The 24,054-nt window shown below is 37.1% G+C and carries 22 protein-coding genes and 2 pseudogenes; 10 read left to right on the top strand and 14 right to left on the bottom strand.

What is annotated here, in order from left to right; translation table 11 throughout:
• Window positions 1-185 precede the first annotated feature (185 nt).
• On the bottom strand, window positions 186-953 hold the full coding sequence (locus Q9Q86_RS07265; RefSeq protein WP_112986847.1) for an RDD family protein: 768 nt from the start codon (window positions 951-953) through the stop codon (window positions 186-188).
• Between the two features lie 68 nt (window positions 954-1,021).
• Complete coding sequence (gene ppsA, locus Q9Q86_RS07260; protein WP_004912155.1) at window positions 1,022-3,400, bottom strand: phosphoenolpyruvate synthase; 2,379 nt, start codon at window positions 3,398-3,400, stop codon at window positions 1,022-1,024.
• 158 nt (window positions 3,401-3,558) lie between these two features.
• Here ppsA and Q9Q86_RS07255 point away from each other — a divergent pair, with 158 nt between their 5' ends.
• Together Q9Q86_RS07255 and Q9Q86_RS07250 are read left to right on the top strand one after the other, a co-directional pair.
• Window positions 3,559-4,395, top strand: coding sequence for a pyruvate, water dikinase regulatory protein (locus tag Q9Q86_RS07255; RefSeq protein ID WP_004912152.1), 837 nt, complete (start codon window positions 3,559-3,561; stop codon window positions 4,393-4,395).
• A gap of 70 nt (window positions 4,396-4,465) precedes the next feature.
• Window positions 4,466-5,182, top strand: a complete 717-nt coding sequence (locus tag Q9Q86_RS07250; protein WP_112986846.1) for a hypothetical protein — start codon at window positions 4,466-4,468, stop codon at window positions 5,180-5,182.
• 39 nt (window positions 5,183-5,221) lie between these two features.
• Here Q9Q86_RS07250 and Q9Q86_RS07245 read toward each other — a convergent pair whose 3' ends face one another.
• Entirely contained in the window at window positions 5,222-6,223 is a 1,002-nt protein-coding gene (locus Q9Q86_RS07245; RefSeq protein WP_112986845.1) for an LLM class flavin-dependent oxidoreductase, read from the bottom strand.
• Between the two features lie 127 nt (window positions 6,224-6,350).
• Window positions 6,351-6,851, bottom strand: a complete 501-nt coding sequence (locus Q9Q86_RS07240; protein ID WP_004955072.1) for a hypothetical protein — start codon at window positions 6,849-6,851, stop codon at window positions 6,351-6,353.
• Between the two features lie 247 nt (window positions 6,852-7,098).
• On the opposite strand from Q9Q86_RS07240, the gene Q9Q86_RS07235 reads away from it, so the two are divergent.
• Window positions 7,099-7,812, top strand: coding sequence for a pseudouridine synthase (locus Q9Q86_RS07235; protein ID WP_112986844.1), 714 nt, complete (start codon window positions 7,099-7,101; stop codon window positions 7,810-7,812).
• Here the strand turns inward: Q9Q86_RS07235 and Q9Q86_RS07230 are convergent, their stop codons facing one another.
• The 4 genes from Q9Q86_RS07230 to Q9Q86_RS07215 all read right to left on the bottom strand — a co-directional run bounded on the left by Q9Q86_RS07230 (window position 7,813) and on the right by Q9Q86_RS07215 (window position 9,993).
• Window positions 7,813-8,256: a GNAT family N-acetyltransferase gene (locus Q9Q86_RS07230; protein ID WP_004912141.1), complete on the bottom strand. Its 444-nt coding sequence runs from the start codon at window positions 8,254-8,256 to the stop codon at window positions 7,813-7,815.
• Between the two features lie 95 nt (window positions 8,257-8,351).
• On the bottom strand, window positions 8,352-8,660 hold the full coding sequence (locus Q9Q86_RS07225; RefSeq protein ID WP_004912139.1) for a type II toxin-antitoxin system RelB/DinJ family antitoxin: 309 nt from the start codon (window positions 8,658-8,660) through the stop codon (window positions 8,352-8,354).
• 110 nt (window positions 8,661-8,770) lie between these two features.
• On the bottom strand, window positions 8,771-9,685 hold the full coding sequence (locus Q9Q86_RS07220) for a pseudouridine synthase (RefSeq protein ID WP_112986843.1): 915 nt from the start codon (window positions 9,683-9,685) through the stop codon (window positions 8,771-8,773).
• A gap of 20 nt (window positions 9,686-9,705) precedes the next feature.
• A complete protein-coding gene (locus tag Q9Q86_RS07215; RefSeq protein ID WP_075696652.1) occupies window positions 9,706-9,993 on the bottom strand; it encodes a hypothetical protein in 288 nt (95 codons plus the stop codon).
• A 121-nt stretch (window positions 9,994-10,114) separates the two neighbouring features.
• Between Q9Q86_RS07215 and tsaE the strand changes: the two genes are divergently transcribed.
• The 5 genes from tsaE to Q9Q86_RS07190 all read left to right on the top strand — a co-directional run bounded on the left by tsaE (window position 10,115) and on the right by Q9Q86_RS07190 (window position 15,050).
• Window positions 10,115-10,591 (top strand): tRNA (adenosine(37)-N6)-threonylcarbamoyltransferase complex ATPase subunit type 1 TsaE, encoded by a 477-nt coding sequence (gene tsaE, locus Q9Q86_RS07210; protein ID WP_004912134.1) that lies wholly within the window; start codon window positions 10,115-10,117, stop codon window positions 10,589-10,591.
• Window positions 10,581-12,554, top strand: a complete 1,974-nt coding sequence (mutL, locus tag Q9Q86_RS07205; protein ID WP_112986842.1) for a DNA mismatch repair endonuclease MutL — start codon at window positions 10,581-10,583, stop codon at window positions 12,552-12,554. The genes tsaE and mutL overlap by 11 nt, the downstream gene beginning before the upstream one ends.
• A gap of 6 nt (window positions 12,555-12,560) precedes the next feature.
• Window positions 12,561-13,505 carry a tRNA (adenosine(37)-N6)-dimethylallyltransferase MiaA gene (gene miaA / locus Q9Q86_RS07200; RefSeq protein ID WP_112986841.1) on the top strand — a complete coding sequence of 315 codons (945 nt, stop codon included), beginning with the start codon at window positions 12,561-12,563 and terminating at the stop codon, window positions 13,503-13,505.
• Between the two features lie 92 nt (window positions 13,506-13,597).
• Window positions 13,598-14,110, top strand: a complete 513-nt coding sequence (gene hfq / locus Q9Q86_RS07195; RefSeq protein ID WP_004955041.1) for an RNA chaperone Hfq — start codon at window positions 13,598-13,600, stop codon at window positions 14,108-14,110.
• 79 nt (window positions 14,111-14,189) lie between these two features.
• Window positions 14,190-15,050 carry a DMT family transporter gene (locus tag Q9Q86_RS07190; protein WP_112987633.1) on the top strand — a complete coding sequence of 287 codons (861 nt, stop codon included), beginning with the start codon at window positions 14,190-14,192 and terminating at the stop codon, window positions 15,048-15,050.
• 27 nt (window positions 15,051-15,077) lie between these two features.
• Here Q9Q86_RS07190 and Q9Q86_RS07185 read toward each other — a convergent pair whose 3' ends face one another.
• The 3 genes from Q9Q86_RS07185 to Q9Q86_RS07175 all read right to left on the bottom strand — a co-directional run bounded on the left by Q9Q86_RS07185 (window position 15,078) and on the right by Q9Q86_RS07175 (window position 17,121).
• Window positions 15,078-15,731 carry an oxygen-insensitive NAD(P)H-dependent nitroreductase NfsB gene (locus tag Q9Q86_RS07185; protein WP_004955032.1) on the bottom strand — a complete coding sequence of 218 codons (654 nt, stop codon included), beginning with the start codon at window positions 15,729-15,731 and terminating at the stop codon, window positions 15,078-15,080.
• A gap of 142 nt (window positions 15,732-15,873) precedes the next feature.
• Window positions 15,874-16,590 (bottom strand): UDP-2,3-diacylglucosamine diphosphatase, encoded by a 717-nt coding sequence (locus tag Q9Q86_RS07180; protein WP_112987634.1) that lies wholly within the window; start codon window positions 16,588-16,590, stop codon window positions 15,874-15,876.
• Window positions 16,591-16,611: 21 nt separating this feature from the next.
• Window positions 16,612-17,121, bottom strand: coding sequence for a peptidylprolyl isomerase (locus Q9Q86_RS07175; protein WP_004912121.1), 510 nt, complete (start codon window positions 17,119-17,121; stop codon window positions 16,612-16,614).
• Window positions 17,122-17,290: 169 nt separating this feature from the next.
• Here Q9Q86_RS07175 and Q9Q86_RS07170 point away from each other — a divergent pair, with 169 nt between their 5' ends.
• Entirely contained in the window at window positions 17,291-19,015 is a 1,725-nt protein-coding gene (locus Q9Q86_RS07170; protein WP_112987635.1) for a glutamine--tRNA ligase/YqeY domain fusion protein, read from the top strand.
• A 121-nt stretch (window positions 19,016-19,136) separates the two neighbouring features.
• Window positions 19,137-20,271 (top strand): annotated as a pseudogene (locus Q9Q86_RS07165) (IS4 family transposase).
• 396 nt (window positions 20,272-20,667) lie between these two features.
• Here Q9Q86_RS07165 and Q9Q86_RS07160 read toward each other — a convergent pair.
• The 3 genes and pseudogenes from Q9Q86_RS07160 to Q9Q86_RS07150 form a co-directional block, all read right to left on the bottom strand.
• A complete protein-coding gene (locus Q9Q86_RS07160; protein WP_099948857.1) occupies window positions 20,668-21,378 on the bottom strand; it encodes a glutamine amidotransferase in 711 nt (236 codons plus the stop codon).
• A gap of 148 nt (window positions 21,379-21,526) precedes the next feature.
• Window positions 21,527-22,660 (bottom strand): annotated as a pseudogene (gene eat, locus Q9Q86_RS07155) (ethanolamine permease); the annotation flags it as partial.
• A gap of 281 nt (window positions 22,661-22,941) precedes the next feature.
• Complete coding sequence (locus Q9Q86_RS07150) at window positions 22,942-23,907, bottom strand: alpha/beta hydrolase (protein ID WP_004962832.1); 966 nt, start codon at window positions 23,905-23,907, stop codon at window positions 22,942-22,944.
• Window positions 23,908-24,054 lie beyond the last annotated feature (147 nt).

Raw genomic sequence — 24,054 nt, 5'->3', positions numbered from 1 at the left:
CTACGTTGTAGGGCATTATGCCTCATATTGAAAAACTAAGCTACTGATAAAGTACGCTGAAATGTTTGTTTTCAAACCCGATTTATCTTGTAGGGATTCGGGTTCAGTTGTTATTTTTCTCTATAGATATCAATTTAATATATAAAAAAAGAGGAGTAAATCCTCTTTTTTATATCTTCACTTATTTATTGCTTTACGACTTTCGTTTTGGCTAATTTATCATGCAAAGTTTGACGTTTTTTGTTCAACATGAAGAATCCATAATCAATAATTGTGATAAAAGGCATAAATAGTAGATTCAGAATGATGAAAAGTATGCTTCTCACCCAGAAAGCACGAATTGTATTTACATTTGTGGTTGTCTCAGCATCTACGATTTTGATTTTGGCAATTTTCTTTCCAAGACTTTGACCTGATTTTGCAATCATGAATGCTTGTAACATCAACATGATAATAAGATATGCAAAAATACTGATCCATGCTTCATTTGGAATTAATTGAATAAGTTGTTGTTGCAGTTCAACAGCTTTACTAGATGCTACGTCTGTAGCCTGTAATTGTTTTTGAATTTCAAACAATTGAGTGTATTGGCTTTGATCAAAAAAGAAAGAGGGAATTGCTGCCATCGGTAGCCATAGCATTAGATCAAATATTTTTGCCAACGCACGCGACGCAAATGACGCCAGTTCAAAATTATCAGACTTCGTTTCAACTTTAATTTTGAAGCTTGAATTTTCAGCTTCATTTTTAATTGGTGTATTAAAAGTTGAATAACCTACAGGTTCGTATACAAGTTTGCCTTGAGTTAATTCTCCAAGAGTTTTCCATTCAGTCATACCTTCATGCCATGCTAAGTCAGTAAGTAAAACTTGTTGACTTGCGAGCATTTGGTTTACTTGTTCTAAACTGTAAGGTCCAGCTTGTTGATTGTTACGAGCCAAGTAAATTTGCATAATTTTAAAATCTCAAGAACTAAAGATGAAAAAAGACCCTACGAAAGAGGGTCTTTTTCTAATAAAGATTAAGCCTTTTTGATCTGCTCTTCTGCAAGGAAGAACCATGTATCAAGGACTGAGTCTGGGTTCAATGACACAGATTCAATACCTTGTTCCATTAGCCATTTAGCAAGATCAGGATGGTCAGATGGACCTTGACCACAAATACCAACGTATTTGCCTGCTTTGCGACAAGCATGAATTGCCATTGAAAGAAGCGCTTTAACTGCTGCATCACGTTCATCAAACAAGTGAGAAACAATACCCGAATCACGATCTAAACCTAGTGTTAACTGCGTTAAATCGTTTGAACCGATAGAGAAACCATCGAAATGCTCAAGGAATTGTTCAGCCAATAACGCATTGGTTGGTAATTCACACATCATGATGATTTTTAAACCATTCTCACCACGTTTTAAGCCGTTTTGAGCAAGTAGTTCGATAACACGTTTTGCTTCAGAAACTGTACGAACAAATGGAATCATGATTTGTACGTTAGTTAAGCCCATTTCATCACGCACTTTTTTCAATGCGCGGCATTCAAGCTCGAAACAATCACGGAAGTTATCTGATACATAACGACTTGCACCACGGAAGCCCAACATCGGGTTTTCTTCCTCTGGTTCGTATAATTTACCACCAATTAAGTTTGCGTATTCATTTGATTTGAAATCAGACATACGAACAATGACTGGTTTTTCCGCAAATGCAGCAGCAAGAGTCGAAATACCCTCAACTAATTTTTCAACATAGAACTCAATCGGAGAGGTGTAGCCAGCAGTTCGTGTCATCACTGCTGCACGTGTTTCGCGTGGCAAACTTTCAATATTTAATAAAGCTTTAGGGTGGACGCCAATCATTCGGTTAATAATGAACTCAAGACGTGCAAGACCGATACCTTCATTTGGAATTTGTGCAAAGTCAAATGCACGGTCTGGATTACCAACGTTCATCATAATTTTGAACGGTAGTTTTGGCATAGAATGAATTGAGTTACGTTGAACTTCAAAGTCTAACGCACCTTCATAAATAAAGCCTGTATCACCTTCAGCACAAGAAACAGTGACTTCTTGACCATCAGTTAATACTTCAGTTGCATTACCACATCCAACAATTGCAGGTACACCAAGTTCACGAGCAATAATGGCTGCGTGACATGTACGACCACCACGGTTAGTTACAATCGCAGCAGCACGTTTCATTACTGGTTCCCAGTCTGGGTCAGTCATGTCAGATACAAGTACATCACCGTCTTGTACTTTATCCATTTCTTTAATCGAAGTTACGACGCGAACTTTACCTGAACCGATGCGTTGACCAATAGAACGTCCTTCACAGATAACTGTACCGCGTTGCTTTAACAGGTAACGTTCCATTGTGCCGACATTTTGGCGACTTTTTACGGTTTCTGGACGTGCTTGAACGATGTAGATTTGACCATCATCACCATCTTTTGCCCACTCGATATCCATCGGTGAACCGTAGTGTTGTTCAATGATTAATGCTTGTTTTGCAAGTTCATGAAGCTCATGATCATTTAATGCGAATTGTTGGCGTTCAGGTTTTTCTACATCAACCACAACAACAGATTTACCCGCAGAACCTTCTTCACCATAAATCATTTTTTGGTGTTTAGAACCAAGATTACGACGTAATACTGCATGTTTGCCATTGTTTAAAAGTGGCTTAGATAAGTAGAACTCGTCAGGGTTAACTGCACCCTGTACAACCATTTCACCCAAACCATAAGAGGCTGTAATGAATACAACATCACGGAAACCAGATTCTGTATCAAGTGTAAACATAACACCTGCAGCACCAGTTTCAGAACGAACCATACGTTGAACACCAGCTGAAAGCGCAACAACACTGTGTTCAAAGCCTTGGTGTACACGATATGCAATCGCACGATCGTTATATAAAGATGCAAAAACTTCTTTAATCGCGATCAGGATATTATCGATACCACGAATATTTAAGAAAGTTTCTTGTTGACCTGCAAATGATGCGTCAGGTAAATCTTCTGCAGTTGCAGAAGAGCGTACAGCTACAGCGATGTCTGGATTACCGTTTGAAAGTACTGCAAATGCCTCGCGGATTTCTTTTTCTAATGCGGCGGTCAGTGGAGTATCAACAATCCATTTACGGATTTTTGCACCAGTCTCAGCAAGTGCGATTACATCATCTACATTAAGTTGTGCAAGTTCAGCCTGAATACGAGCGTTTAAACCGCTTTGATCCAAGAACTCACGATAGGCAGCAGCAGTTGTTGCGAAGCCACCAGGTACCGATACACCAGCATTGGATAAATGGCTGATCATTTCACCCAAAGATGAGTTTTTCCCACCTACGAGTTCGACATCGTGTTTCCCTAATTTTTCCAGACCGATTACGCGCGCTTCCAAAGTATTTACTCCACTTTTTTTGCAGTATGAATGACCATCATTGGTATGAAATTATACGAAAGTGCCTAGATTAACCGTTTTACTAAGCGACAGTCATGTTAGATGAGTTTACTATAAAGATTATAGAGCACTAAGACAAATGTTTAAGGAGAATTTTGATGCCCGTAAGTAAAGAAATTAAACGGAGCGTATATTTTATTTCAGACGGTACAGCGATTACGGCTGAAACCCTTGGGCATTCACTACTTGCTCAATTTCCGAACGTTGATTTTGACATTCATATTATGCCTTATATCACCACTGAAGAAGCCGCGATGAACGTTGTTGCTGAGATCAATGCTTGTCAAAATAGAGACGGTTCTTTACCCCTTGTTTTTGACACTTTGGTTGATCCACATGTTCGTGAAATCATCAACACAGCAAAAGCTGTTAATTTGGATGTTTTTGAAGGCTTAATCAGTAAATTATCTGATGAGCTTGGGACACCACCAACGACTTTAGTTGGTCAAACACATGCAGTAACGGATTCTGAATATTATAAGGCTCGTATTGATGCGGTTCACTTTGCGCTAGACAATGATGATGGTGCAAGAACTCGACATTATGATAAAGCAGATATTATTTTGATCGGAGTATCGCGTTCAGGGAAAACACCGACTTCAATTTACCTTTCTCTGCAATTTGGTATTCGTGTTGCGAATTATCCTCTCACAGAAGAAGATTTGGATGACAATCGTTTGCCTAAAATTCTCAAAGAACATAAGAATAAATTGTTTGGCTTAATGATCGATGCTGAGCGTTTGGTTGCGATTCGCAATGAACGTAAAGCGAATAGTCGTTATTCGAGTTTTAGTCAATGCCAAATGGAGTTGCGTGCGATCGAAGGTATTTATATTTCTGAAGGGATTAAATACTTAAATGTGACTGAAATGTCGATTGAGGAAATTTCAACGCGTGTTTTACAGATGACGGGTTTAAAACGTCGTATTGGATAAGATGAATGTTTATTGAGTATAGATAAAAAATCTATACTCAAATTTCTAATAAGAAAAACGGACAGATAAAATGAAAAACATCTTCATTTTTATTGCATTAATATTTAGCTCAATTATTCATGCCGAGACTTTAGCCCAGTTTGAAAGTAGGGTAGTTAAAAATTATAAAGACAAATCTTTTTATGATGTGAATCAGTCAATAGAGACTGAGATAGTGGCTAAAATCCAAAATGATAAATCAAGCTTTAGTTACTCTTTTCCTGTATTTCAAGATCACTATAATTTGAGAACTCATTATTCTCCTGACAAAAAAATAAAATTTTATACCTTCGATATCGGTGGAGGAGGAACAATGGGAGAGTTCTCTTCTTATTCACAAACACTTATTTACGGAAAGAATGTAGTTACTCCCATTGAGACTGGTTTCATTTTGGATGTTAAACAAAGTTTGTTGAACAAACAGCCAATATATTTGATTGAAAGTTATTATAAAGGAAGCAGTTGTGTTGGAACCTATGCTATTCAAGGCTTTAAATTATTAGCATCAGGGGAGGTGGAGGTTACAAAGATTTTTCAAACCAAGAAATCGTTGTTGGATCAAATTACAGTTGATTATGATTGTAATCATCATATGGGCAGCAGTGACACACCTGAATATATTCGTATCAGTAAAGATTTGAGTACCATAGATATTCTTTTATTAAACCAAAATTTCAAACCACTAAATAAGTATTTAAGATATGTCAAAAAAGATGCAGCTTATCAATATTTGGGTACAGTGAAGTAAGTATTTTCTAAGTCATACTTACTTCATAATTTAGAGTACCTAACTGTGTTTAATTTCCATCAGTAGGCTAAAGTTGTCTAAACGTTTTTGGGTATCGTATATATCACACGTGAAAATAAACTCATCAACATCATATTGTTGGATAATTTTACTTAAGCCTACTTGAACAGTATCTTTCGAACCAATTTGAGCCATCGCATAAAAGTTTTGTATAGCTAGTTGTTCAGCGCTACTTGCAAGACCTTCAGTCGATTTAACAGGAGGTTTAAGTTTTAAACTATCACCACGAATCAAGTTTAAAATACGTTGATAAGAACTAGTTGCTAAATATTGAGCCTCCTCATCCGTAGATGCAACAACAGTTGGAATACCCATTGATACATACGGTTGATCAAGATATTCAGAAGCTTGGAAATTGTCGCGATAAAGTTGAATAGCTTGTCCTAGCATGCGTGGAGCAAAATGTGATGCAAAAGAATAAGGAAGCCCAAGTTTCGCTGCTAACTGAGCACTAAACAGACTCGAACCCAATAGCCAAACGGGTACATGAGTATTTTGTCCAGGTGTGGCAATAATTTTTTGATTGGGTTGAGGCGCTTTGAAATATTGCAGTATTTCTAATACATCCTGAGGGAATTGATCTTCAGTCTCTTGGCGACCACGTCGAAGTGCTCGCATAGTTAAAGGGTCTGTGCCAGGCGCACGACCTAAGCCTAAATCAAATCGATTGGGGTAAAGAGTTGCTAGGGTACCAAACTGTTCAGCTACAACGAGTGGTGCATGATTAGGCAGCATAATGCCACCAGAGCCTAAACGAATATGTTGCGTGTGTGCGGCGATAAAACCTAAAAGAACAGCAGTAGCCGAACTTGCGATACCATCCATATTATGGTGTTCAGCTAGCCAAAAACGTTCATAATTTAGTTGCTCTACATGTTGTGCGAGTTCAAGTGCATGATGAAGTGAAAACTCAATACTTTTATCTTCGCGAATAGGTGCCAGCTCCAAAACTGAAAACTTTATCTCTTGTAATGATTTCATCGATATAACCTAAAACAATATATCGAAATAATGCGATATATTGTTTTTGATGTATATCGAAATTTTTCGATATATTGCCTCAATAATAAAAAAAGCACCCGAAGGTGCTCATATTAAATATTTAAAATCAACGATTTTTGTACCAACCACGATGTAAACCATTGTCGTGACGGTATTTGTAACGAGAGTTGTAATAACGTCTATCATCGTATGAGCGACGATTTTCATAGCGGTCATCATATCTTCGATTGTCTAGATCACGATCTTGACCTACTTTTTGACCTAAAACAGCACCACCTGCAGCACCCAGAGCAGCACCTACATAACCGCCATTGGTTCCTGCTACATTACGTCCTACAGTATAACCACCGACACCACCTAATCCTCCACCAATAGCAGCTTCAGTTCGATCGCGTTTATTACTTGACGCGGCTGCACCACCTGCACCACCAATCGCTGAACCAATCATAGCTCCAGTATTACCACCGAGTTGTTGACCGATTGCAGTTCCAACAACACTACCCAATGCTGAAGTCGCGGCAACACGAGTTGAATTATCCGCATGAGCAACAGACAGCATAGATGAGGTTGCAATAATAGTACTGTATAACCAAATTTTAGATTTCATATTGAAACTCCTTGTCCATTTTTTTGGACAATATTTTTTGCTTGAAACAAATGTAACAAGAATTTTGAGCCAAAATATGGAGTGCAAGCCTCAAAGTTTGATTCTTTTAGAAGGGTTTTGTATTGCTTGTATTACAAATGGAGAAATTGTGAAGATTGCCTATATTGGATATACATACAGTTCAACATACAGCAGTATGGTTAAGGAATAGAGTACAATAAACGGAGTTTTTGATCGGATTTAAAAGATGTTGTTGGAAAAAATTTTGCAATCGCAAGGGTTTGGTTCTCGAAAATACTGTCAACAAATTATCAAAAATGGTTCAGTGACGATTGAAAACCAAATTTGTGATAATCCGAAGCAAAATTTCCCAACAGAACATTTAAGTTTTGAAGTTTTTGGCGAAGAGTATTTATTTCGCGAGAATGTTTATATCGTGTTAAATAAACCTAAAGGTTATGAGTGTTCTCACCAAGCAACGCATCATAAAAGCGTATTCAGTTTATTTCCCGAAATTCTTCTACATCGTGGTATTCAATGTGTTGGGCGGTTAGATCAGGATACAACAGGATTATTATTATTAACTGATGATGGTCAATATTTGCAAGCTTTGACCAATCCGCGTAAACATGTTCCAAAAGTTTATCATGTCACAACAGCAGACCCTATTACACAAGAGCAAAAACAGGCTTTAGAACAAGGTGTTGAGCTGAGAAATGAAAAAGGAATTTACGCTGCTACGGATGTTCATTTATTTTCTGAACATCAGCTTTCTATGACGATTCACCAAGGCGTCTATCATCAAGTTAAGCGAATGTTAGCTGCAGTTGGGAATAAGGTGGAAGATTTACATCGTCATCAAGTTGGTTTATTAGAATTGCCAAAAATTCCAGAGGGTGAGTGGCTGTATTTATCTGCTACACAAAAACAGCTTAGTCATAATATTGCACTGGAAAAGTAATTATTTGAGGAAGCAATGAAAGGTATTGAATTCATCATCCCGCATAAAACCCATTTGCTCATAAAGTCGATGAGATTCAATATTGTTTTTTTGGGTTTCTAAACTAATGCGTAAAGCATTTTCGTGTCTTGCAAATAAAATAGCGGTGTCGATGAGTTGTTTTGCTGAACCTTGTTTACGGTAGGATGGGGTTACATAGACATCATCCAAAATATAGTAGGTTTCACAAGCAACTGATGAGAACGCAAGATAAAGTAAGACAAATCCTGTAAAGACATTATCTTTTACGTGAATAAAGATAACACTTTCCTTATTGTCAAATCGGTGCTTCAAAAATTGGTAGGATTGCTTAATGTTTGCAGAGGCACCATAAAATTGACGATATTCATCAAATAAAACAGCAAGTTGCTCTAGGTCTTCACGTGTTGCTCTCTTGACAATCATTCCTAAATCCATGAGTTATAATTTTATTTGGATTGTCAGAATATCTAAAAAGATTCAGCTTAAAAATTAAAAACTTGTTTAAAAATGCAACATTGTTAACTTTTGTCACTTTCACCAAGCAAAGCATTTAGTTCTTCAAACAAATCTTCATGGTCATCTTCTATGTCTGTAGATGTTGAATGATCAGCGGTTGTAGCATTTTTTGATTTTCTTAATTTCAGTAACTGTTCCATGTTGATGTTTTGGTTTTCAATCGCAAACGGGATAGATTTTGTCAAAACTACTTGTTTGAAGAAAAGTCGAACTGCTTGAGCAGGGGAGATACCTAACTGCTTAAAAACAGCAAAAGCTTGTTTCTTTTCCTGTGAATCAAGACGAACCTGATAAACTTCTGTTTTTCTCATGAAAAATATGACCAAATATTTTTTAATTATCGCTAGGTATTTTAAACGATCAAAAGCTAATTTCAATCGTTTTGAGTTGAAATAATGCTTTTTTTGTCATTACGTCATACTTACAATGTCAATTCATGGTTGGATCTAAAAATTCTTTGTAAATTACTGATCGGATCAATAAAACTAATTTCTTTTGCTAACAGTTGAAGTGGATGATTAAAGTCATCGTCTGCTTTGTGTAGCACGGTTGGATAAAAAGGATCATTTAGAATAGGAATATTTAGATGGTTGAGATGCACCCGAAGTTGGTGTTGTTTTCCAGTTTTGGGTGAAAGTTGATATTTAGCATGTTGGAAATTGTGTTCAAGTAATTCTATAAATGTTTCAGTATTTGCTGTTTTGTCATAGTTCACTCGCATGGTATAGAAGGGATGACCTTTTTCCATGTGTAATTCCAAAGACATTGGAAATTTGATTTCTGGTCGATATGCAGCGATAGCATGATAAGTTTTTTGTACTTTTCGTTCGGCAAAAAGTTGCTGATAGATTCCGCGTGATTCTGCTTTCTTACAGAAAAGCACTACGCCTGCAGTTTCACGATCAAGTCGATGTATTGGTGTTAGTTCAGCATATCCCGTTTGTTTTTTTAGTCTTACCAATAATGTTTCTTGAACGTATTGACCTGTTGGAGACATCGTCAGGAAATGTGGTTTATCTACGACAAGCAAATGTTCATCTTCAAATAGAATTTGATGCTCAAATGGCACATGTATTTCATGCGCCAGAAAACGATAATAGAAAATAAAAGTATTGGGCGTATACCTATCTCGAATACTTAATTTCATACCGTCTGAGGCATAAATTAATCCATCCTCAAAGCGTTGTTGCCACTCTATTGCTTGTATATGAGGGAATTGAACACATAAGTATTCAAAAATAGTCAATTCAGAGACATCATTGGGTAGAAAGACTTTACTGGCACTAACACCATTTATTAACGGAGGAGTAAATAGTGATTTTGCTGCTTTCATCATAAGATATTAAAGTAGGTAATTTAAACTGAAGGATATGGGTAGATATTGTGTTTATTTTTAATGCTGTCATAGCATTCAATACACACTACTGCCATTTGGTTGAAATTACGAAATACATCAGTCATTTCTTGTTCTTGTGTAAAAACATATTCACATGCTAAACACCAACCTTGAGGATTGGTTCGATCTGAAACGTTTTCAATAAATCCTAATGGATGTCCATGATTTTGAACTAAATGCCCACATATGACAGCAGCATAGTTTTGACCGTGGCATGCACAGTCAATTAATAAAGCTTCAGAAGACATATTGATCCTTTAATTTTTGAGATCATAATTGCATTAAAATGTAGCAGCTTTTCTTTACGGATTAGGCTTTAAAGCAGGGCAATGTTATCATAGCTACCATCCCAATTTTGTTTTATTTGCCATGTCGTATTCAGTGAAATTTACCCTAAATCATGAACAAGACACTCAACGTTTTGCACAAGTCTTATCTCAGCAGATTCGTTCAGGCATTATTTATTTGATTGGTGATTTAGGTGCTGGTAAAACGACTTTCACACGCTATTTTCTTCAGAGTTTGGGGCATCAAGGTTCTGTAAAAAGTCCGACATATACATTGGTTGAGCCTTATACCATCAATGGTCAAGAAGTTTTCCATTTTGATTTATACCGATTAGATGATCCATATGAATTGGAGTTAATGGGTATTAGAGATTATCTTGAAACGCCAAATGGATTATTTTTATTTGAATGGCCATCAAAAGGTGGTGATGAAATTCCACAAGCTGATGTTGTTATTGATATACAAAAATCAGATGATGAGTTAACTCGTTTTGTGACATTAGATGTAAATTCACAGCAGCTAGCCGATACTTTGCAGGAACAATTGCATGGTGCATGATTCAATACGTCGTATTCATACTCTTGATGCCGCACTAGCGAACCAAATTGCGGCAGGTGAGGTAATTGAGCGTCCTTCATCTGTAGTAAAAGAATTATTAGAAAACTCAATTGATGCTGGTGCGAATGAGTTGATTATTCGCGTAGCTCAAGGTGGTTCAACACTGATAGAAATCATAGATAATGGTCATGGTATTCATTCAGATGATTTACCTTTGGCTGTAATGCGCCATGCTACGAGTAAAATTAAAACTTCTGAAGATCTTCATGCAATTGTCAGTTTAGGTTTTCGCGGGGAGGCGCTCGCATCGATTGCTGCGGTGTCACGTTTAACATTAACCAGTAGTCAAGATGATCAAGGAATTGGCTATCAGGTCGAAGTGAATGGCACTGCGTTTGATCATCAACAAGTTCAAGCTGTCGCTGCACAGAAAGGAACACATATTCGTGTGCAAGATTTATTTTTTAATGTACCTGCGCGCCGTAAGTTTTTAAAGAAACCTAGTACTGAATTTGGTCATATTGAAGAAATAGTTCGCCGTTTGGCTTTGACTCATTTTGATATTCGTTTTGTTTTAGAACACAACGACAATATTCGCCTGAATTTACCCGTCGCAGATAGTGGAGAGTTACGCTATCAACGTGTTCAACAACTATTAGGTCAACAATTCATTCAAAATGCGTATTGGATAGATGCTGAAAGTATCAATATGCGTTTGTCAGGTTGGTTAGGTCATCCATCTGATGCACGTGCTCAAGCAGACTTGCAATATGTGTATGTAAATGGTCGTATTGTAAAAGATAAAACAATTTCACATGCTTTAAGAATGGCTTATGACGGGATTTTGCATGGTCATCAGCATTCTTCGTACTTACTTTTTTTAGAAGTTGATCCAGAAAATATTGATGTAAATGTACATCCAACGAAGCACGAAATACGGTTTTTGAATCAGCGTGAAGTTCACGAGTTTGTGCGACACTATGCAAAAGAAACCTTGTCACAATTTCAAACTGCAAGTGCTGATTTAGCCCAAGCGATGAAAGTGGAAGAATCCACAACAAATTTTAATTATCAATCGCAACCTAAGTACCAAGAACAATTTAATTTACATCGTAATCATGTTGAAACTGAATCCTCAATAAATGATCAAAATCAGATTTCAACTGATTTACTTACAGAGTTTAATCAAAGTCGTCCACAAGCTGTGCAATATAATTCAGTACCGCAAGAACCTCGTTACAATGGCTCAGTTCAACTCAATAATGCACTAAAAACTTATCTCGCTCCTTTACGAGATGAGAAAACATCATTTGAGCATGAAGATACTTCATCTGTGAAAAATGGTGACCTAGAGGGATTTAAAACTCGAGTAGACGAATTTCCACTCGGTATCGCAATTGCACAGCTTCATGGAATCTATATATTAGCTCAGAATACTGAGGGTTTAATTATTGTTGATATGCATGCCGCGCATGAACGTATTTTGCTGCAACAAATGAAATCAGCATGGGATAAACCTGAATTTTGGACATCACAGCAACTCTTAATTCCAAAAGTTGTTTCTATAACCCGTATGCAAGCCGTGCGAATTGAAGAATTACAACCTCAATTACAGCGTTTGGGTTTAGAAATCAACCAATATGGTGATGAGCAAGTAATTGTGCGTGGTGTACCTGCCATTTTACAAAAAGCTGACTTTGATCGTCTGATTCCAGAGCTGTTAAATGATCTTGATCCAAATGATGAAGCAAGAGGCTTATTGCAAAAACGTGATGAACTTTTAGCAGGAATGGCATGTCATGGTGCTGTTCGTGCACATCGTCAATTGAGTTTATCAGAGATGAATGCCTTATTACGTCAAATGGAACTAACTGAATTTGCGAGTCAATGCAACCATGGCCGTCCAACGTGGCGTGCATTCCCACTTCACCAACTAGATAAATTATTTGCTCGAGGAGAGTAGTTCTACATGTCAAATCAATTGCCCGTCATCAATTTAATGGGGCCTACCGCAAGTGGTAAAACAGCATTGGCATGTGAACTTTATGAGCGTGGAAATTTTGAACTTATTTCAGTCGATTCAGCTTTAGTTTATAAAGACATGGATATTGGTACTGCAAAACCAACTAAAGAAGAGCAGCAACAATATCCTCATCATTTAGTTGATATTATTACACCATTAGAAGTTTATTCTGCAGCGCAATTCGTCGAGGATGTATGTCCGCTGATTGATGATATGCATACGAGAGGCAAGACCCCGATTTTAGTGGGGGGCACAATGCTTTATTTCAAAGCATTGCTAGAAGGGCTTGCAGATAACTTACCTAATGCAGATGCGAAAACGCGGGAAGAAATCGTAGCAAAAGCAGAACAAGAAGGTTGGCAAGCAGTTTATGATGAATTAGTAGCGGTTGATCCAATTGCAGGGCAGAAATTTAAAGTCTCGGATAAACAACGCATTATTCGTGCGCTCGAGGTGTATAGATTAACTGGCGAGCCGATAACAAAACTACAAGCAGAACAACCTAAAAATCAACCATACCGTTACACTTTTCATAACTACGCTTTGATGCCTGATCGGTTAGAATTACATAAACGCATTGAGCAAAGATTGAGCAAAATGTGGGATATTGGTTTTTTGAATGAAGTGGAGGAGCTAATTGTTAAATACGATTTAAATGACAATTTACCATCCATGCGGTCTGTTGGTTATCGTCAAGCTTTAGATTTTTTATTAAAAAGTGACTTAAGTCTCAAAAATAAAGTAGAAATGGAGAACAAAGCGCTATTTGCGACACGGCAACTTGCCAAACGTCAATACACTTGGTTACGTTCTTTGCAAGAAATACACGATTTTAAAACTTACGCGACGATAAAGCAGGCGAAAGAAGACTTGCGAAACTTCTTTGGATAAAGCAAAATTCGCAGGCTGTCTTTTTATAATTTTTAGTTGAAAAATAAAGATAGTTTTTTTGCGCTGATTTAAAATTTTTTTTGGAGTTAAAAATGTCTAAAGGTCAAACTTTACAAGATCCGTTCTTAAATTCTCTCCGTAAAGAACGTATTCCAGTTTCTATTTTCCTTGTGAACGGTATTAAATTGCAGGGGCATATTGAGTCTTTTGACCAATATGTTGTTTTGTTAAAGAACACTGTAAGCCAAATGGTTTACAAACACGCTATTTCTACAGTTGTTCCTGCGCGTAACCCTCGTCCAGCTGGTGCTCAAGGTACTGGTGGCTTCCCAGCTCAAGGTGCTGCTGGTGGCTTCGGTGGTCAAGGTGCTGCTGGTGGCTTCGGTGGTCAAGGTGGCGGCTTCGGCGGTCAAGGTGGCTTCGGTGGTCAAGGTGGCGGCTTCGGCGGTCAAGGTGGCTTCGGTGGTCAAGGTGGCTTCGGTGGTCAAGGCGGCTTTGGTGGTCAAGGCGGCTTTGGTAGTCAAGGTGGGTTCGGTGGTCATCAAGGTGGCTTCGACAGCGAAACTAAATTCGAAGATGGTCAAGAAGACGAAAATAATCGTTAATTGATAATGATCGTTAAGAAAATGCCAGTCTAATTTCAGACTGGTATTTTTTTGTGTTTAAAAAGTCAGAATAAATATTATGGAAATGATTATTGCTGCTGCGTGTTGCAGTGTACTGGTATCGATTTTATTAAAGTTTTTAAAAACAAAAGGGTTTGATGTCTTTCAAATGATCGCATGGAACTATTTGAGTGCAAGCATCTTGTGTTTTTATTGGTTTAAAACTGACATCACGCATATCTCAATTCAGAATACTCCTTGGTGGCTTATTTTTCTTTTAGCTATTTTACTCCCTAGCATTTTCTTATGCTTAGCTAAATCATTGCAATTTGCTGGAATTCTTAAAACTGAAATAGCCCAAAGATTATCAGTTGTACTTTCTTTACTTGCGGCCTACTTTATATTTTCAGAACAATTTAGCCAGTTAAAATTAATTGGTGTCGGTGTTGGAATAATCGCAGTCTTCGCTATTGTTCTTGGACAGGCGACTGAGAAATCGCTTAAAGGCACCAGTGTTAGATCAGCGCTTTTCCTGTTAAGTGTTTGGGCTGGATATGCTGCAATTGATGTATTGCTTAAATATAGCAGTACTTTAGGACTGCAGTTTGCAGTGACATTAAATTTAACATTTATAGCTGCATTTATTTTATCAATAGGCTATCTCGCATTTGCGCAACCAAATTGGCAACCTAAAAATATATTTATGGGTCTACTTCTTGGTGGGATAAATTTCGCGAATATTGCCTTGTATGTAAAAGCACATATGATTTTTAAAGAGTCACCTGCAATCGTATTTGCTGGAATGAATATTCTTGTCGTAATGTTAGGTGTAGTTAGTGGCGTAGTGTTCTTTAAAGAAAAACTAACTACTTACACATGGATTGGTTTATTTGCTGGAATATTTGCAGTGCTGTGTTTAGCTAAATCAATGATGAATTAAGGGAGCTTTGACTCCCTTAAATAAAAATTATAAGCGAGTGAATACGACTTGATCTGGCAGTCGAGATTTAGGCAATTTTGCATTAAAGTCATTTTCACTACGATAACCTAGAGAAACAACAACGGATGCCTTTAAACCTTTTTCAGCTAATCCAAATTCTTGATTGATAGTATCTCGATCAAAGCCTTCCATTGGGGTTGCATCAATTCCTTCTAATCCTGCAGCGAATAGTAGTTGCCCAAGTGCAAGATAAGTTTGATTTTCCATCCAAGCAGAGAGATTTTTAAGTTCATTGCGATAAAACTCAACATAGCCTTTACGAGTATCTCGTTGCCCTTGTTTTGCGGTTTCATCTTTGAAGCGACCATTTAGTTCATCTTGTTGTAGTAATTGTTCTAAGTATTCAGCGCTGATATCAGTACGGGTACAAAATACAAGAGTATGCGAAGAATTTAAAACTTTTGCTGAATTATAAATGTAATTACCAGTTAGGGCCTTCGCAATTCTTTGTTTTGCCTCATCGGTTTCAGCAATTAAAAAGTGCCAAGGCTGAATATTTACTGAAGAAGGGCTGAAACGTAGAACTTCGAGTAGTTTTTCAAATTGTTGTTGTGGAATTTTTTTCTCTGCATCATATGCCTTTGTTGCATAGCGTGTTTTGGCAGTAACTAGAACATCCATCCGTCTTTCACTCAATTAGAAATTTTAATGATTTTACTTGATATTAATTACATCGAAAGTAGCTAAATGTGATTTTTTATAGAGATTTAAGTTTTACGAACGGTGAATAAGTTAGTCAAAAATATTCTACGTATTTACTCGATTAATATGACCATTTTTTGAAATCGAGCTTAAAGTTTTCTTGCTCATTTATCTCAAGTATCCAAGCCGTATCTTCACGCCAATCACCAAGGACAATACGCTTTTTATTGAAAACTTCGTGAATTTCAGGGCGATGGGTATGACCGTGGATTAAGAAATCTACTTGATGAATTGCATTTTCAACGGCATGTAGATTCACATCCATAATGTCATAATTTTTTAGTTGTTTAGTTTCACTACTTTTTTTACGAAAACCATTGGCAAGTTTTTGTCTAAAATTTAAAGGTGTGCGTTTTAGAATGCCCAATAAGACTGGATTACGTATCACTTTGCGAAAACGTTGATAAGCAACATCATCGGTACATAAAGCATCGCCATGTTCGAGGCGAAACTTCCTATGATTAATTTCTAGAATATAAACATCAGGTAAAAGCGTAGCATTAAATAATGCTAAAAACTTCTTACCCAAAACAAAATCTCGATTTCCAACTTGGAAATAAACATGATTATTCGCAGCTGTAAATTCTTGTAAGGCTGTAATAATTTCATCTAGCCATGGGGCACTATAATCATCACCAATCCAAGCATTAAACCAATCACCTAAAATATAGAGTTGAGTGTTTTTATTTTTATATTCTTTTAATAAAGCCAAAAACCCTCGAACGAGTCGAGGGTGATCAGGTGACAAGTGTAAATCTGAAATAAACAGATAAGTCACAAAGAATCCTGTTGGATAAAATTATTCAGAGATAATTTTAGCAGATTCGATAACTACATTCTCTAAAGGAACATCAGCATGGTAACCACGGTTACCAGTACGCACACCTTTAATTGTAGCTACAACATCCATACCTTCTACAACTTTACCAAATACTGCGTAACCCCAACCTTGTGCTGTTTTACCAGTGTGGTTTAAGAAAGAGTTATTTTTTACGTTGATAAAGAATTGAGCTGACGCAGAATGAGGAGCTTGCGTACGTGCCATAGCAATTGTGCCTTCATCGTTGCTTAAGCCGTTGTCAGCTTCATTTTCGATAGAATCACGAGTAGCTTTTTCTTTGAAGTTTTCGTCCATGCCACCGCCTTGGATCATGAAACCATCAATCACACGGTGGAAAATTACGCCGTCATAGAAACCGTCACGTACATATTCTAAGAAATTTGCAACCGTTTTTGGTGCTTTTTCAGCGTTAAGCTCAAGAACAATACGACCTTTGTTGGTGTTTAATTCGACTTGAGGAAAACTCATTACATTAATCTCCTAAACATGGGCAAATTGACCATGGGTTTTTGGTTGAGAGAAGCATAAGCAAACTGTAAACTACAAGGCAAGTAAAAAACGTTAAAATCTTTGATAAAAACCAAAGTTTGCGTTTTAATTTTCTATTTTTTAACAAGCAAGAAGTGATTTACACCTTATGAAGCCAAATGATGTTGTTTCAGAACTGCCAAAGACCCCGACGAATACTCATGCCTCTGTCGATGCTGCGCAGCAAGAACAACAGGCAGGCTTAGATTTCATTCGCCAAGTAATCACGGATGATTTAAAAGAAGGTCGTACTCAGAAAGTTGTGACACGTTTTCCACCTGAACCAAATGGTTATTTACACATCGGTCACGTGAAAGCGATTTGTCTAAATTTCGGTATTGCCGAGGAATTTGACGGCTTATGTAATCTGCGTTTTGACGATACAAATCCTGATGCCGAAGATCAAGAGTATGTAGATGGTATCGCCAATGATGTGAAATGGCTCGGTTTCGACTGGAATGGTGAACCTCGTTATGCTTCTGGCTATTTTGATCAACTTTATACATGGGCGGTTCAGTTCATTAAGCAAGGCGATGCTTATGTCGATCTGCAAACACCTGAAGAAATTAGACTTAATCGCGGTAACTTTGTAGAGCCAGGTAAGAACTCACCTTATCGTGATGCGACCGTAGAAGAAAACTTAGCGCGTTTTGAACAAATGCGTAACGGTGAAATTCAGGAAGGTGGTGCTGTTTTACGTGCCAAAATTGATATGGCTAGCCCAAATGTTCACATGCGTGATCCGATCCTTTACCGTGTATTACATTCAGAACATCATCAAACAGGGGATAAATGGAAAATTTATCCAATGTATGATTACGCTCATCCATTATCTGATGCTATCGAAGGGATTACGCATTCTTTATGTACATTAGAGTTCCAAGATCATCGTCCATTCTATGACTGGATTATCGAAAAAGTTCACTCTGATGCAGTTCCTCGTCAGTATGAGTCTTCGCGTCTAAATGTGGATTATACGATCACCTCTAAACGTAAACTACGTAAATTGGTTGAGGGTGGTTATGTGAATGGGTGGGACGACCCACGTATGCCTACTGTTGTTGGTATGCGTCGTCGTGGTTTTACTCCAGAAGGTTTACGTGATTTCTGTAAGCGTGTAGGTGTGTCTAAAACGGATGGTATTGTTGATGTAGCAATGCTTGAATTCTGTATTCGTCAGTCATTAGAAAATACCGCAGCACGTGGAATGGCTGTACTAAATCCACTTAAAGTGACTCTGACGAATTTAGCTGAAGAGTTAGATCTAACGCATGCCCGCCATCCAAACGTAGATATGGGTGAGCGAATTATCCCTTTAACTCGTGAAATCTATATTGATCGTAAGGATTTTGAAGAAGTCCCACCTAAAGGTTTTAAACGTTTAATTCCTGATGGCGAAGTACGCTTACGTCATGCTTATGTGATCAAATGTGATGAAGTGATTAAGGATGCGAACGGTGAAGTTATTGAACTTAAATGTTCAATTGATCCTGAAACTTTAGGTAAAAACCCTGAGGGGCGTAAAGTTAAGGGGGTTATTCATTGGGTATCAGCAACTAAAGGCGTACCTGCAGAAGTTCGAATCTATGATCGTTTGTTTACTGAAGCGGCACCTGATGCAGATGATGACTTCTTAGCAAATCTTAATCCTGAATCATTAAAAGTTGTGCAAGCTGTTATTGAACCTGCTTTAGCTCAAGCAAAGCCTGAAGATCGTTTCCAATTTGAACGAGAAGGGTATTTTGTTGCGGATCAGCATGATCATAATGCTGATAAACCTGTATTCAACCGCATTCTTGATTTGAAAGATAGTTTTAAAGTCGATAAGAAATAAGACAGCAAAAAGGGGGAATATCCCACTGCTGTCCCATAGTTTGCTTTAAATAAAAAAACCTGAGTCTAAATAGTTAAAATATGAGTGCAAACAAACACTTTAACTATAAAGGACTCAGGTTTTGTCACACCAGAATACCGTATTTCATCAATTACTCAAACCCATTCTAAGACAAGATTTTGAACGTCTGGCTAAACTGCACCACTCTGGGCAAAAATTAAGATCAGCCACCCGCTGGGATCAGTTTGTTGCCATATTGATGTCCCAACTTTCTTGTCGGCAAAGCTTAAGAGACATTCAATCCAATCTCGAATCCCAGCAGGAAAAGCTCTATCATCTTGGCGCGAAGAGAATTGCGCGAAGCACCTTAGCAAGACTCAACGAAGAACAGCCCGCAGCCTGTATCAGCAATTGTTCACACAGCTGCTTCAGCGCTGTGAAAACTCTAAAACTGCACATAAATTTAGATTCAAAAATCCACTGTATTCACTAGATGCCAGTCATATTGATCTTTCACTGTCATTGTGCGCATGGGCAAAAGTACATGAATCCAAAGCCAGTATTAAACTCAGTGTTGGCTTAAATCACAGCAATACCATTCCGATGGTATTGAAAATGATATGGTGCAAGGCAGAGCATTTAAATTTCCTGCTGGCAGCATTATCGTCTTTGATAAAGGATATGTTGATTATCAATGGTTTGCTCAGTTGACACTTCAGAACGTCAGCTTTGTAACCCGGCTACGCCCAAAGACAGTTTATCAAGTTAAATCAAGCCGCAGCGTATTAGCGACTAAAGGGATTATTGCGGATGAATGTATTGAATTGAGCAGTGCGCATGCCAAGAAAAGAGGCGCACCTGAATTATTAAGACGTATAGAGTTTTATGATACAGATAAGAAAAGAACATTCGAATTTCTGAGCAACAACTTTCATCTGGCAGCATCCACCATTGCTGCAATTTATAAAGACCGCTGGAAGATTGAGTTATTCTTTAAAGCCATCAAGCAGAATTTAAAACTGAAGTCATTTCTAGGTCGAAGCCGCAATGCGATACAAACGCAAATATGGATTGCATTAATTGCCTATTTGCTGGTGAACTTCGCTAAACACATGGCACAAGAAGGATGGAGTGTTCAGCGTTTACTGAGAATTATTCAGGTCAATTTATTTGAAAGGAAACTTTTAAGGTCACTCTTTGTGCCTGATAAAAAATGGCGAAAACAAGAAGAACCTCAATTGAGGTTCTTCTTGTGATATTTGTGGGACAGCAGTGGGGAATATCCCCCTTTTTTTATATCCTAGATAGTTGTCTATCTTAAAATATCAATCAATCTTAATTTCCTGGATTTATGTGGTAAAAGTAAACTATTAAAGTTACTAATAAAAACACAGCAAGTGCTAGGTAGGTGTTAACTGTATGAAAGCTTTTAATAAATTTTAGGATGTTCATTTCTATACCACAACAAAAATAAGACAAAAATGTAATTTTTAATATACATTTCAATTATCATTGTAACTCTAACTAATTATTTTTCAATAATCGTTGTCATGAGAATTAAATAATTACGTGTATTAAATTGTTAATATTAATAATAGTTCTTATTTGTTAGATAAAATTAATATCTAATCAATACACAACGTAATCATGATTTAGCAAATTTGACATAAATATTGCTGAATAACCATAGAGCAACTTTGTTCTAACTTATCAGCATATAATTGATTATCTGTTCTTAGTTGTGAAATCGAAACGCCTGTTTGTCTTATTTCACAAGTATGACCGATTAACCATCGTTCGAAATTATCTTTATTAATTTCGATATGAAATTGTAATCCCAAAATATTCTTTCCAATTTGGAATGCTTGATTTGGGTAAAGTTCAGAGCTTGCGAGTAGCGTAGCTTCGTCTGGCAAATCAAAAGTATCTCCATGCCAATGTAAAACATGAATATTTTCAAGAGGATTTAAAAGATTATTCTCTTTCTGATTTATTTTTAATTTATCCCAACCGATCTCTTTAGTATGACCAGCATAAACTTTTGCACCTAGAGCATAAGCAATCAATTGCGCGCCTAAACAAATCCCTATAGTAGGTTTGTTGTCTTTTAAGCGTTGTTTTAGTCCTTCGATTTCATGAATTAAAAATGGATAATCTTCTGATTCATATACGCCAATTGGACCACCCAGGATAATCGTTAATCCTTCATAGTTTAGTGCTTGAGTTAGATCATCTACACCAGCCTCAAAATACCTTACTCTAAAACCTAATTGATAGAATACATCTTCAAGAGAGCCGAGGTCTTCAAACGCAAGATGTTGAATTGCATAAATTGTCTTTGGAAATGAAGTTTGAAGATTCATAAATTTGATTAAACTCTTTTATTAATTTTGATTGAATTTTTATTCAACAAGCTGAGCTTGTGATATTAACTGGTACACCAATCGGAACGCAGTAAGCTGTATTGTAGCAAATCATGAAACTGATGTGACCAATAACCACCTTCTCTAAGACAACCTTTAAAATCAGTGTATCACCTTGTTTGGTCAATGACAGGAAGAAACCGATGATACCTGGGATAATAATTGCCAAATAAGGCGCTTTGTTTTTATTGGTCAATGATAAGGATGTAGGAAGATAACCAGCGCGTGATAATGCAAAAAATTGGCGAGAATAAGCATAAATAATGGAAAAGAAGCTTGCAATCAGTCCAGCTAAACCAACGAAATTAACAAAAGTTGCTAACCAAGAATCCTTACCATACACAGTAATGAGTGCATCAACTAAAGGGGCTCCAGAATTTTTTAATGTATCTGCACCTGCGGCACCAACACCTAAGATCAAAATCAGTAATGCGAAAGTCGTCAGGATCAACATTGCACCAATTAGTCCACGAGGGAGAGATTTCTGAGGTTCTTTTGCTTCTTCAGCTGCTAGAGGGACACCTTCAACGGCGAGAAAAAACCAGATGGCAAAAGGTACTGCTGCCCATATGCCTATATAGCCATTCGGTAAGAAGGCGTTTGCACCTGCTGCTGAAGTGGTAGATATATTAAAAAGATTAGAAAATTGGAAATGTGGCAGCATTGCTGCAATAAAAACAATCAATGCTAGAACTGCAATCGAAGTGATTGCAAAAATAATACTTAGCGCTTCACCAGCACCCTTTAAATGAATCCCCATAAAAATGAGATAACAGGCTAGATAAATCATCCACCCATTGATACCAAATAATGATTCACAATAAGCGCCAATAAACACAGCAATTGCAGCAGGAGCGATTGCATATTCAATCAATATCGCTGTGCCTGTCAGGTATCCGCCGAAAGGTCAAAATGCTAAACGTGCAAAACTATATCCGCCACCTGCAGTTGGCATCATAGTCGACATTTCTGACATTGATAGGCATAAGCACAAATACATAATCGCAACTAAAATGGTGGCAATAAACATTCCGCCCCAACCACCTTGAGCTAGTCCAAAATTCCAAGCAGCGAAATCCCCTGAAATAACATAAGCTACACCGAGCCCAATCAATAACACCCAACCAACAGATCCTTGTTTAAGTTGGCGTTGTGAAAAGTATTCATCTGAGTTAATAGACGTATCATTTGCAGTAAATGAGGGAGATTTTGAGTGATTCATAAAACACTCCAAGAAGATTTATTCATCTTATGAAGTGCAAAACTGATGCCTAAAATGTCGTTAGATGGGTTAGAAGAGTGTTTTTTATTCCATTTGGTAAAATATTTGGGGTTTTTATAAATTTATGGCTATTTTTTATACGCTGAATTTGTTTGTTTTTAGCGCTGATGGCTTGGCTTTTTTTAGAAAATGCTAAAATTTGGTGCATTTTTAAATTGAAGCTGACCAAATCAGAACTAGTTCATAACTGCTCTGATTCAATCAGCCAAATATAAATATGATTATTGAATTTTTTGTTCTAACCATTGGAACAATTGTTGGTAAACGTTTTCACGAACAGGTGGCGCCGACAGAACAAGATCATGTAAACCATTATGAATTGCTAAAGTTTGTACATCACCTTTCATTTTCTTAGCATTGTGAATCATATCTTTCACATCAAGAATCACATCACTTTGCTGCGCATCTATACCCCATTTTTTAGGATATTTAGATTGATGGGAATGCATGATCAGCGTTGGAATTTTCAAACTTACACCACGATGAATTTCTTTTTGCGCTTCATGAATCGCGTGAACGAAACACAAATGTACAAATGGCATAGATTTAGGTTTCCAATCTAAATTGAAATCCCACTCTCCATAAAAGTCTTTATGCAAACTTGGGGTATACCAAGGGTTTAGCCCACTTGGAAATTTGGCATTGGGTAAATGTTTACCTGCTTCACTTAATAGAGGAATACCGACTTTTTTCTCAATCACACTTTTATAAAAGTCATAAAATGGGCTATTTGCCCATAATGCTTTAATTAAACGATGATCAGGATAATGCGCAGCATATAAGGTTGAGATGAGTCCACCCGTTGAATGTCCTGCCAATAGAACTTGATTATGATTTTCTTTAGCGATCATCTCGAGTGCTTTACTGATTTCAGCATCATATTCTCTTAAATCAAGTACATAATACAATTTCTGATGCGGAAGCTTCGAACGACCATATTTTCTTAGGTCGAGCGCATAAAAGTCATAACCATGTTGATTAAATTTTTCAGCCATTTCGGTTTGAAAAAAATAATCAGCAAAACCATGAATATACAAAACAGCTTTTTTTGTTGGGTTGTGGGCTTTTTTTCGAATTAATGTTGCCACGACTTTGCCATCGTAATCATCAGCAAAATTTAAAGTCAGTTGCTGATAATCCTCACCTAATATATCTGTTTGATATGTATGAAGGTTTGAAGTATTCATTGTTATAGATCGAGTCAAAATTCATTAGCAAACACATTAAATGAAAACTATAAGTTGTCAATCCAAATCTGCGACATTGGCAGTTCTCTAAACAGCTAGATTTTTATTTTTATTAAAAAATCGTTAAGCTATGTGCTGTTGTTTTTG

Source organism: Acinetobacter sp. A22 (assembly GCF_030913345.1).
Classification (GTDB): Bacteria; Pseudomonadota; Gammaproteobacteria; order Pseudomonadales; family Moraxellaceae; genus Acinetobacter; species Acinetobacter junii.
This window is presented reverse-complemented; position numbering and strand designations above follow the sequence as displayed.

Coding starts and splice junctions, on each gene's coding strand:
- mutL (WP_112986842.1), top strand. CDS start 10,581: ATGGTGCATGATTCAATACGTCGTATTCATACTCTTGATGCCGCACTA.
- Q9Q86_RS07150 (WP_004962832.1), bottom strand. CDS start 23,907: ATGAATACTTCAAACCTTCATACATATCAAACAGATATATTAGGTGAG.
- Q9Q86_RS07255 (WP_004912152.1), top strand. CDS start 3,559: ATGCCCGTAAGTAAAGAAATTAAACGGAGCGTATATTTTATTTCAGAC.
- Q9Q86_RS07250 (WP_112986846.1), top strand. CDS start 4,466: ATGAAAAACATCTTCATTTTTATTGCATTAATATTTAGCTCAATTATT.
- Q9Q86_RS07190 (WP_112987633.1), top strand. CDS start 14,190: ATGGAAATGATTATTGCTGCTGCGTGTTGCAGTGTACTGGTATCGATT.
- Q9Q86_RS07160 (WP_099948857.1), bottom strand. CDS start 21,378: ATGAATCTTCAAACTTCATTTCCAAAGACAATTTATGCAATTCAACAT.
- Q9Q86_RS07245 (WP_112986845.1), bottom strand. CDS start 6,223: ATGAAATCATTACAAGAGATAAAGTTTTCAGTTTTGGAGCTGGCACCT.
- Q9Q86_RS07240 (WP_004955072.1), bottom strand. CDS start 6,851: ATGAAATCTAAAATTTGGTTATACAGTACTATTATTGCAACCTCATCT.
- Q9Q86_RS07230 (WP_004912141.1), bottom strand. CDS start 8,256: ATGATTGTCAAGAGAGCAACACGTGAAGACCTAGAGCAACTTGCTGTT.
- Q9Q86_RS07215 (WP_075696652.1), bottom strand. CDS start 9,993: ATGTCTTCTGAAGCTTTATTAATTGACTGTGCATGCCACGGTCAAAAC.
- tsaE (WP_004912134.1), top strand. CDS start 10,115: ATGTCGTATTCAGTGAAATTTACCCTAAATCATGAACAAGACACTCAA.
- Q9Q86_RS07185 (WP_004955032.1), bottom strand. CDS start 15,731: ATGGATGTTCTAGTTACTGCCAAAACACGCTATGCAACAAAGGCATAT.
- miaA (WP_112986841.1), top strand. CDS start 12,561: ATGTCAAATCAATTGCCCGTCATCAATTTAATGGGGCCTACCGCAAGT.
- Q9Q86_RS07265 (WP_112986847.1), bottom strand. CDS start 953: ATGCAAATTTACTTGGCTCGTAACAATCAACAAGCTGGACCTTACAGT.
- hfq (WP_004955041.1), top strand. CDS start 13,598: ATGTCTAAAGGTCAAACTTTACAAGATCCGTTCTTAAATTCTCTCCGT.
- Q9Q86_RS07225 (WP_004912139.1), bottom strand. CDS start 8,660: ATGAGAAAAACAGAAGTTTATCAGGTTCGTCTTGATTCACAGGAAAAG.
- Q9Q86_RS07170 (WP_112987635.1), top strand. CDS start 17,291: ATGAAGCCAAATGATGTTGTTTCAGAACTGCCAAAGACCCCGACGAAT.
- Q9Q86_RS07235 (WP_112986844.1), top strand. CDS start 7,099: ATGTTGTTGGAAAAAATTTTGCAATCGCAAGGGTTTGGTTCTCGAAAA.
- Q9Q86_RS07175 (WP_004912121.1), bottom strand. CDS start 17,121: ATGAGTTTTCCTCAAGTCGAATTAAACACCAACAAAGGTCGTATTGTT.
- Q9Q86_RS07220 (WP_112986843.1), bottom strand. CDS start 9,685: ATGATGAAAGCAGCAAAATCACTATTTACTCCTCCGTTAATAAATGGT.